We start from the raw sequence: 9,379 nt of genomic DNA, 5'->3' as shown, positions 1-9,379 counted from the left end.
GCCGGCCACCGGCACGGCGACGGCAGGCCCGGCGACCTCGACGGCCCCGACGGCGTGCGGCTCGCCCGCGCGCCCGGCCGCCGCCGCGTCCTCGGCCGTCGCGAACCGGACCTCCACCCGGGTCTCGCCGACCATGGAGGTCAGCTCCGCCGGGCTGCCCTCCAGCACGACCCGGCCGTCGCGCAGCATGGCGACGTGGTCGGCCAGTTCGTCGGCCTCCTCGAGGTACTGCGTGGTCAGCAGCACCGTGACGCCGTCGTCGACCAGCCGCCGGACGGTGGCCCACACGTCGCGGCGGGCGTCCGGGTCCAGCCCGGTGGTGGGCTCGTCGACGAACAGCACCGACGGCGGCACGACCAGGCTCGCGGCGAGGTCGAGCCGGCGCCGCATGCCGCCGGAGTACGTCCCGACCGCCCGCTCGGCGGCGTCGGACAGCCCGAACCGCTCGATCAGCTCGTCCGCCCGGGCCCGCGCCGCGGCCTTGTCCAACCCGCGCAGCCGGCCGAACAGCACCAGGTTCGCCCGGCCGCCGAGGATCTCGTCGACGGCGGCGTTCTGCCCGACCAGCCCGATGGCCCGCCGGACACCGTCGCCGTCGGCGCGCACGTCGTGCCCGGCCACCATCGCCGTGCCGTCGTCCATCGCCAGCAGCGTCGTCAGGATCCGCACCGCCGTCGTCTTGCCCGCACCATTGCGGCCCAGCAGGGCGCACACCGACCCGGCAGCGACCCGCAGGTCGAACCCGTCCAGCGCCGGGCGCTCAGTTCCGCGGTAGTGCTTGCGCACCGCCCGCGCCTCGATGGCTGCGTCCACTCACCCTCCTCCGTCCGATGACCCGTACAGTGTACGGTACAACGTACGGGACAACGTACGACAAGTGAGAGGATGTTCCCGTGCCCTCGAACGCGCCGCGCCCGTCCGACCCCACCCGGCTGATCTCACTGCTCTGGGAGCCGTCGGACCGGCCCGGCCGCAGCGGGCTGAGCAAGCAGGCCGTGGTCGAGAACGCCATCGCGATCGCCGACGCCGAGGGCCTCGGGGCGCTGACCATGCGGCGCGTGGCCGACCGCCTCGGCGTCGGCGCGATGACCCTCTACACGCACGTGCCCGGCAAGCCGGAGCTGGTCGAGCTGATGCTCGACGCCGTCGCCGGCGAGGCGTACGCCGACGGCGCGCTGCCGGGCGCGCAGGGCGACTGGCGCGCCGGGATGCGGCACGTCGCCGAGCGCAACTGGGGCCACCACCTGCGGCACCCGTGGACGGTCGAGGTGGTGCCCGGCAGGCCGGTGCTCGGGCCCGGGGTGTCCGCCAAGTACGAGGTCGAACTGGCGCCGCTGGACGGCATCGGGCTGTCCGACCTCGAGATGGACCAGGTGCTGTGCGGCGTGCTCGCGCTGGTCGAGTCGACGGCGCGGCAGCAGATCGGCCTCGACCGCGTGCGGGCGGGCAACGGCGACCTCGACTGGTGGGCGACGGTGAGCCCGGTGCTCGCACAGGCGATGCGCGGGCGCCGGTTCCCGCTGGCCGAGCGGGTCGGCGCGGCGACCGGCGAGGCGGTCGAGGCCGGCGACCCGCTGGCCACCATGCGGCTGTCGCTGGATCTCCTACTCGACGGCGTCGCCGGCCGGCTGGCCTGAGCGGGCCGAGGCACGAAGCGCCGCGAGCACGCCGACGAGCGCCGTCACGGCCAGCCCGAACAGCAGGTACCGTGCCGAGGCGAGCATCGACGGCGCTCCGAGGTTGAGCAGCAGGCCGCCGACCGCCGAGCCGATGGACAGGCCGATCAGCTCGACGGTGTTGACGCCGGCGCTCGCCTTGCCCGCTTCGGCCGGGTCCGTCGAGCTGCCCATCACCGCCACCACGACGTGCGGGAACGCCAGCCCGATCCCCACGCCGGCGACGATCAGCCCGATCGCCCAGACCACCACCAGCCAGGCGCCGGCGTCCTCCTGCTGGAACGCGCCGGTGACGGCGAGGCCGAGAGCCAGGACGACCGGCCCGGCGATCCGCAGCCGGCGCACCGCGGCGGGCCTCTCGGCGCCGGCGCTGAACACCATCGTGACCGACCAGCCCAGCGACACCGCGGCGCCGAGGAATCCGGCGACCAATGGCGCCAACCCGGCCAGGCGCTGCCCGAACAGCGGCGCGAACGCCTCCGACACGGTGCCGATCGCGAGAATGGCGATGCTGATGTACAGCCACTTCAGCGGCGACCCGGCGGCATAGGTCGAGGCGGGCAGCACGCGAACCGCCGACCCGCGCTCCCAGCGCACGAACGCACCGATCACCAGCGCGGCCGCGGCGACGATGACGACCATCTCCACGGTGTCCGTGCGCAGGCTCGCGACGCTGATGAGCGCCGTCGCCACGGTGAGCAGGACGAGCGAGACGTACGGGACCGGCTCCCTGGCCGCGCCGCCGGCGGAGCGTGGCAACGCTCGGGGCACCAGGACGGCCAGCACGACACCACTGAGCGCCAGCGCCCCGAACGCCCAGCGCCAGGCATCGAATTGGGCGAACGCGCCACCCAAGGCGGGGCCGACGAGCGTACCGACACCCCACATGGCCGACACCAGCGCCGTCGCCCGCGCCCAGAGCCGCTCGGGGTAGGCCGCCTGCACGACGGCGTAGCCCAGACCGGCCAGCATGCCGCCGCCGAAGCCCTGGACCGCCCGGCCGACCAGCAACATGGTCATCGTCGCGCTGACGGCGGCGATGACCGCACCGGCGACGAACGGCGCCAGGCCGATCAGGTACGCGGCGACCGGTCCACGCAGCGCGAGCGTCCGGCTCACCAGCATCGACGAGATCACCGAGGCGATCATGAACACGGTCGTGCTCCACGCGTAGAGCCGTTCGCCGCCGATCTCGCCGATCGCCGTCGGCAACAGGCTCGTGGTGAGGAAGATGTTCACGGCGTGCAGGGCGATGCCGCCGGCCAGAACCAGCGACGTCATCGCCCGGGGCGGGCCGAACAGCTCTCGGAAGCCAGCCTGGCGCTCGTCGGTTGTGGTCATGGGACGGAAGATAGAAGCTCAAGTGAGCTTGAGGTCAACAGCGGAGGTGAAGCACGGTGGAGCCCGATGACCTGCTCACGGTGGGCGAGGTCTCGCGCCGCACCGGCGTCCCGGTGTCGGCGCTGCACTACTACGAGCAGCTCGGCCTGATCGAGTCGTCCCGCACGACGGGCAACCAGCGGCGCTACCCGCGCTACATGATCAGGCGCATCTCCCTGATCCTGGTGGCCAAGCGGCTGGGGATCTCGCTGGCCGACGTGGCCGAGGTGTTCGCCACGCTGCCGATGGACCACATGCCCAGCTCCCACGACTGGCACCGGGTCTCCAGGCGCTGGCAGGCCCAGCTCGAGGCGAAGAAGCGCGAGCTGGAGAACCTGCAGCGGGAGCTCACCGGCTGCATCGGCTGCGGCTGTCTTTCGATGAAGTCGTGCCGGCTGCTCAACCCCGACGACGCGTACGGCGATCAGGGCGCGGGTCCGCGGCGCGTCACCGCCGCGAAGGCGCCCGGTCGGCCAGGAACGCGGTCTGGACGAGGCGGACGCGGGTCCCGCCGCGCTCCGGGAGCAGCTCGAACGTGATCAGCAGCGGCTGCCCGCCGCTGCCGGACTCCGCCGACGACGAGCGGTAGGTGATGCGCCGGGGCGGGTCGGCGTCGACCACGGTGAGCGCGACCGTCGCCGACCCGCCGGTGGCCGTGTTGCGCCACATCAGCTCGCCGCGCGCCCCGACCACCAGCTCGAAGCGGGCGTCGTCGGGCCACCACCGCCGCAGGTGCTCGGGCCGGCTGAGCACCTCGTAGACCACGTGGGGCGGCGCGTCGACGTGGAGCTCGCGCTCGATGGAGCCCTGCTCCACCGCATCCGTCACGGGCTACTGTCCCGGCGGGAACGCGGTGCCCTGGTCGTAGATCGACAGCCAGCGGCCGCGCTCGAACGTGTAGGTCACGACGGTGATCGCGCGCGACTTGAATCCGATGCTCGGCAGCTCGTAGGTGGCGTCGTACTCGATGGTCGCGGTCTTGCAGCCGTACACGTGGCGGTCGATCTCGGTCCACGTCCAGATCGCCTCGCGGTTCTCGAAGTGGCTCTTCTGCGCGGCCATGATCGCGTCGATGCCGGAGAACCGGTGGCCGCTGGCGAAGACGCTGACGGCGTCCTCGTGGTGGCCCTCTCGCCACGCCTCGGCGTCGAAGTCGCGGAACGACTCCATGTCGATGCGCTGTGCTTCGTCGAACTTCTCCTCGCAGCCACGGTGACCGGCGGCGTCGTTCTGGGTGGCTGCTGCGGCGATGCCGGGCAGGGCGACCGCTCCGGCGGCCAGCACGCCGAGAATCGTCCGGACCGTGTTCTTGCGCATCGTGAACCCTCCTGACCTGTGTCTTCTCCCCTGTCGCTGGTCACGGTAGCCGCGGCCGGACGGCGCCCTCTGGGCCACAGCGGGGGGTTCTGCACTGGGCCGGTCACGGCTGGGTCACCGCCGGTCCTACGCTCTGGGCGTATGGACCTGCACGTGCGGCTGGACGGGCGCGGCGATCTGTCCGGGCAGCTGTACCGGCAGGTCCGTGCCGCGATCCTGGCCGGACGACTGCCGGCGGGCCAGCCGCTGCCGCCGACGCGCGAGCTGGCCGGCGACCTCGGCATCGCGCGCAACACCGTCAGCATGGCCTACGACCGGCTGGCCGCCGAGGGCTTCCTGACCGCCCGGCCCGGCGTCGGCACGTTCGTCGCCTCCGGCCTCGCACCCGACCGGCCGCCCGACGACGACGGCGACCAGGTCGCGCTCGCGCCCCGTGCGGTCTGGGCGGAGCTGCCCGAGGCGGCCGACCTCGCCGCGGCCGAGGCGGAGTTCGACTTCCGGCCCGGCGTCCCGGACGCCACGCTGTTCCCGTACGCCGCCTGGCGCCGGGTGACCGCTCGTCAGCTGCGCGCGACGGCGGTCGGGACGGGCGCGCACATCGCGGCCGCCGGTCATCCGCCCCTGCGGGCCGCGATCGCCCGGCACGTCGCCGTCGCCCGGGGCGTTCCCGCCGGCCCGGACGACGTCGTCGTCACCAGCGGCAGCCAGCAGGCCGTCGACCTGATCGCCCGGGTGCTGCTGTCGCCCGGCGACGTCGTGGCCGTGGAGGACCCCGGGTACCCGCTCCCCCGCAAGCTGTTGACGTCGTCCGGCTACTCGGTCGTGCCCGTACCGGTGGACGGCGAGGGCCTCGTGGTCGACGCGCTGCCCGACGCCGCCCGGCTGGTCTACGTGACCCCGTCGCACCAGTTCCCGCTCGGCACGTCGATGTCGCTGGGCCGCCGGCTGGCGCTGCTGGAGTGGGCCCGGCGGGCCGGCGCTCTGATCGTCGAGGACGACTACGACAGCGAGTTCCGCTTCGCCGGCCGCCCGTTCGAGCCGCTCGCCGGCCTCGGCGCCGCCGGCCACGTCGCCTACGTCGGCTCGTTCTCCAAGACGCTGCTGCCCACCCTGCGGCTCGGCTTCGTCGTCGCGCCCCGGTCGCTGCGCGACGCCATGCACAAGGCCAAGCAGCTGCTCGACTGGCACACCGCGGTGCCGGCCCAGGCGGCGCTGGCCGAGCTGATCGACGAGGGCCTGTTCGCCCGGCATCTCAAGGCGATGCGCCGGGTGTACGCGCGCCGGCACCACCTGGTGGCCTCGCTGCTGCGCCGCGACTTCGCCGGGGTGGTGGAGCCGGTGCCGTCGCTGGTCGGTCTGCACGTGACGGCGTTGCTCACCGACCCCGCGGCCGACGACGTGGAGGTGGCCGCCCGCGCCCGCTCGGCCGGTGTCGAGGTGCTGGCCCTGTCGCCGCTGGCGGTGGCGCACCCGGTGCGCGGGCTGGCGCTGGGCTACGGCGCCATCGCCGACGACCGCATCCCCGCCGGCCTCACCCGCCTCCGCCGCTGCCTGCGATGACGCGGAGCTGAAGCCGTCCTGAAGCGGATACGAAGTGGGCCCGCGAGACCCTCGGCGGGTCGGGTCGCGACCGGCGCGCCCGATTCACGAGGGAAATGGAGATCACGATGGCACTCCGTGCGATCACGCGGTCGGCCCTGGCGGCTGCCGCGGCTCTGGGCGCCGCGGTCGCGGCTCTGAGCGCCGCGCCCGCCGCACAGGCGTGGGAGGGGGACGGACGCTGCGAGACCGGCGAGGTCTGCCTGTACTGGGGCGGCAACTACACCGGCGCGTTCCGCGACTACTCGGGCAGCGTGTGGGACTTCGCCGGCCATCGCTACCCGAACAACGGCACCGGCGCCGGCCAGTCGGTCAAGAACAACGCGGCCTCGGTGATCAACCGCGACGGCGCCGCGGCCATCATCTACTACAACGAGGGCTACACCGGCCCGTACGACTACGTGGCCCCCTACACCCGGCGGAACCTGTACTACACCTGGAACGACAACGCCAGCATGGTCGATCTCTGCGTCTACTGCGGGACGTACCCGTCCGGCACCGCCGAGTGACAGTGCTCCTGATGCACTGGCGTCGCGCCCGCCTGGTGGTGGCGGCCACGGCAGTGCTGGCGGTGGCGCCGGGGTGTGCGAGCGATCCCGGCGCCCCGCCGGCGCCACCGGGCGAGGCGGACGCCGCACACCTCGCCCTGCCGATCGAGCCGTATCTCGTCGGGCCGGACGACGCCGCGGTCCTGGACCGGGCGACGGTGACGCTGGTCGAGCGGTGCCTGCGCCGGTTCGGCGAGGACGCCGACCTGCCGGTCCCGGATCCGGGTCCGCGGCTGGGGCCGACGGAGCGCCGTTACGGTCTCACCGATCCCGCGGTCGCCGCCACCCACGGCTACCACCTGGCCGGCGACGCGACGAGGAGCGGCCCGGCTCCCGTCGCCGTCGACGACACCGTCCTCCTGGGCGCGACCACCCCCGGAGCCACCGTCGCCGGCCTCGCCGTCCCCGAGGGCGGCTGCGTCGGCGAGGCCTCCCGTGCCGTCGGAGGCGCACCCGGGTCCGCGGAGATCGTGCAGCGGATCAACGCCGACAGCGTCAGCGGCGCGATGACCGACCCACGGGTCGTGGCCGCGTTCGCGGCCTGGTCCGCGTGCATGGCCGACGCGGGCTACGACTACGACGATCCCTGGCAGCCACCCGCGGACGGCTGGCTGGAGGACGCGACGCCCTCCACCGAGGAGATCGCCGTGGCGACGGCCGATGTGGCATGCAAGGAGTCCACCCGGCTGGTCGCCATCTGGCACCACGTCGACGTCGAGCTGCAGGAGGAGCTGGTGGCCGCCCACGAGGCGGAGCTCGCGCTGGTGGAACGCGACAACCGCCGCAGGCTCGAAGCGGCGCGAGAGGTGCTGGCGGACGGTCAGGCCGGGTAGCGCCCGCCCGGCGTTCATCGCGCGTTCGGCCGGCGTTCGCGCCGGCCGGGCAGGTTCACTCGCGCGCCGAACGCTAGACGGCGGTCAGCTCGAGCGTGAGCACCTGGGCCGGGTTGAGCGGCGGCGCCTGCAGGCCGACGGTCGCCAGCACCCGGCCCGGGAGCTCGACGCCGCCGGACTCCAGCCACGCCGCCGGCCGGGCCCACCGCGGCAGCGAGCTGCTCAACGCGCCGATCGGCGTGACCCGGTAGGTGACGCCGGCGTCGAGCCCGGGCAGCCGCAGCCGCGGCGGGATGTCCGCGGTCATCGTCTCCAGCGCCACGTAGGCGAACACCGCGTGCCCCGGCCCCACGACACCGTGCAGCACGTGCGCGTCGTCGGTGTCGGCACGGACCACGCGGCCGGAGTGGAGCAGCGGCCGCAGCCGCTTGTACGTCGCCGCCCACTCGGTGAGCAGCTCGAGCTCCGCATCGCCGCATTCGGTGATGTCCCACTCGATGCCGGCATGGCCGAACAGCGCGGTCGCACAGCGCAGCTGCAGCTCGGTGACCCGGCCCGACACGTGCGTGTGCGACGGACCGACGTGCGCGCCGATCAGCTCCGGCGGCAGCAGCAGCGACGTCCACCGCTGGATCGCCTGCCGGTCCAGCGGGTCGTTGCTGTCCGACGCCCACACGCGGTCGGTGCGCTGCACGATGCCGAGATCGACCCGGGCACCGCCGGACGAGCAGGACTCGATCTCCAGGCCCGGATGCCGCGCCCGCAGCTCGTCCAGCAGCCGGTACACCGCGGCGGTCTGCTCGTGCACCCCCGCATGGCCGTCGTGGACGGCCTCGAGCAGGTCGCGGTTGTGGTCCCACTTGAGGTAGTCGATGCCGTACTCGCCCACCAGGGCGTCCAGCCGCTCCAGCAGGTACGCGTACGCCTCGGGGTTGGCGACGTCGACGGTGTGCTGGTGCCGCCACTCGCGCGGCACCCGATCGGGGGCGTTGAGCAGCCAGTCCGGGTGCTCCTGCGCCAGCCGCGACCGCGGGTTCGCCATCTCCGGCTCGACCCACAGCCCGAACTGCATGCCCAGCGACTTGACGTGCTCGACCAGCGGGTGCAGCCCCTTCGGCCAGACGTCGGGGTCGACGTACCAGTCGCCCAGCCCGGCGAGGTCGTCGCGGCGGCCCAGGAACCAGCCGTCGTCGACGACGAACCGCTCGACGCCGACGGCGGCGGCCCGGTCCGCCAGCGCCTTCATACGGTCGAGGTCGTGGTCGAAGTAGACCGCCTCCCAGGTGTTGAGCACCAGCGGCCGCGGCGTCGACGGGTGCGACGCACGGGCGCGCAGCGACGTGTGCAGGCGCGCCGACAGCCCGTCCAGCCCCTCGTCGGAGTACACGAAGTACACGTCCGGCGTGGCGTAGGACTCCCCCGGCGCCAGCACCACCTCGCCCGGCGCCAGCAGCTCACCGGCGGCCAGCGTCGACCAGCCCTCGGCCACCCGCTCGGCATCGTGCACCGTCCAGCCGCTCCAGCCGGCGTGCACGCCCCACACCTCGCCGGAGCCGAACCCGAACCCCGAAGTGCCGGCCACCAGCAGCCCGGTGTGCGAGTGGCCGGTGCGCCCGCGCCGCGTCTCCAGCGACCGGATGCCGGGCAGGAACGCCTCGCGCTGCGGGATCTTCTCCAGGCCCCACCGGCCGGAGAAGTGCAGCAGCTCCGCGGCGTGGTCGGGCACCGGCAGGACGGCGCGCAGCCCGCCCATGGACCAGGCGGTGTCGTCGTCGTTGGTCAGCGTGTGCCGCATCCGCAGCACGCCGGCGTCGTCGAGGACCAGCGAGCTGACGACGGAGACGCCGGCGGCCTCGTCGCGCGAGGCGACCTCGACGCCGCCGCCGTCAGGCGCCACGGACACCGAGACCGGGACCAGCCGCAGGTGCGGAAACCGGCGGTCCCGGTCGCCGGCGACCGCGGGTCGGCCCGCCCAGCCGTCGACCTGCGCCGGCAGCAGCGACGGCGCCGCCGGCTCGGGCGGGGC

General features: G+C 73.9%; 10 protein-coding genes. 5 read left to right on the top strand and 5 right to left on the bottom strand.

The genetic code is table 11. The features are described from left to right. On the bottom strand, window positions 1-813 hold an 813-nt coding region (locus DY240_RS25980; RefSeq protein WP_119662583.1), incomplete at its 3' end, for an ABC transporter ATP-binding protein. Between the two features lie 80 nt (window positions 814-893). Between DY240_RS25980 and DY240_RS25975 the strand changes: the two genes are divergently transcribed. Continuing rightward, window positions 894-1,637: a TetR/AcrR family transcriptional regulator gene (locus DY240_RS25975; RefSeq protein ID WP_119662582.1), complete on the top strand. Its 744-nt coding sequence runs from the start codon at window positions 894-896 to the stop codon at window positions 1,635-1,637. Here the strand turns inward: DY240_RS25975 and DY240_RS25970 are convergent. Continuing rightward, entirely contained in the window at window positions 1,605-3,017 is a 1,413-nt protein-coding gene (locus tag DY240_RS25970) for an MFS transporter (protein WP_119662581.1), read from the bottom strand. The two genes, DY240_RS25975 and DY240_RS25970, sit on opposite strands and share 33 nt — an antisense overlap. Window positions 3,018-3,073: 56 nt before the next feature. On the opposite strand from DY240_RS25970, the gene soxR reads away from it, so the two are divergent. Then, entirely contained in the window at window positions 3,074-3,595 is a 522-nt protein-coding gene (gene soxR / locus DY240_RS25965; protein ID WP_119662580.1) for a redox-sensitive transcriptional activator SoxR, read from the top strand. On the opposite strand, the gene DY240_RS25960 is transcribed toward soxR, so the two are convergent. Further along, window positions 3,504-3,884: an SRPBCC domain-containing protein gene (locus tag DY240_RS25960; RefSeq protein ID WP_119662579.1), complete on the bottom strand. Its 381-nt coding sequence runs from the start codon at window positions 3,882-3,884 to the stop codon at window positions 3,504-3,506. The two genes, soxR and DY240_RS25960, sit on opposite strands and share 92 nt — an antisense overlap. A gap of 3 nt (window positions 3,885-3,887) precedes the next feature. Further along, window positions 3,888-4,373: a DUF4440 domain-containing protein gene (locus DY240_RS25955; protein WP_119662578.1), complete on the bottom strand. Its 486-nt coding sequence runs from the start codon at window positions 4,371-4,373 to the stop codon at window positions 3,888-3,890. Window positions 4,374-4,514: 141 nt separating this feature from the next. Between DY240_RS25955 and pdxR the strand changes: the two genes are divergently transcribed. The 3 genes from pdxR (at window position 4,515) to DY240_RS25940 (ending at window position 7,353) form a co-directional block, all read left to right on the top strand. Further along, window positions 4,515-5,933: a MocR-like pyridoxine biosynthesis transcription factor PdxR gene (gene pdxR, locus DY240_RS25950; protein ID WP_119662577.1), complete on the top strand. Its 1,419-nt coding sequence runs from the start codon at window positions 4,515-4,517 to the stop codon at window positions 5,931-5,933. 107 nt (window positions 5,934-6,040) lie between these two features. Then, on the top strand, window positions 6,041-6,481 hold the full coding sequence (locus tag DY240_RS25945) for a peptidase inhibitor family I36 protein (RefSeq protein ID WP_158603006.1): 441 nt from the start codon (window positions 6,041-6,043) through the stop codon (window positions 6,479-6,481). 11 nt (window positions 6,482-6,492) lie between these two features. Next, the gene (locus DY240_RS25940; RefSeq protein ID WP_147375529.1) at window positions 6,493-7,353 is read left to right on the top strand and encodes a hypothetical protein; all 861 of its coding nucleotides are present in this window, start codon (window positions 6,493-6,495) and stop codon (window positions 7,351-7,353) included. A 73-nt stretch (window positions 7,354-7,426) separates the two neighbouring features. Here DY240_RS25940 and DY240_RS25935 read toward each other — a convergent pair. Then, window positions 7,427-9,379: alpha-galactosidase (locus DY240_RS25935; protein ID WP_119662574.1), on the bottom strand; the 1,953-nt coding region annotated here is incomplete at its 5' end.

Origin of the sequence: Jiangella rhizosphaerae, from assembly GCF_003579925.1 — a bacterium.
Taxonomy (GTDB): domain Bacteria; phylum Actinomycetota; class Actinomycetes; order Jiangellales; family Jiangellaceae; genus Jiangella; species Jiangella rhizosphaerae.
This window is presented reverse-complemented; position numbering and strand designations above follow the sequence as displayed.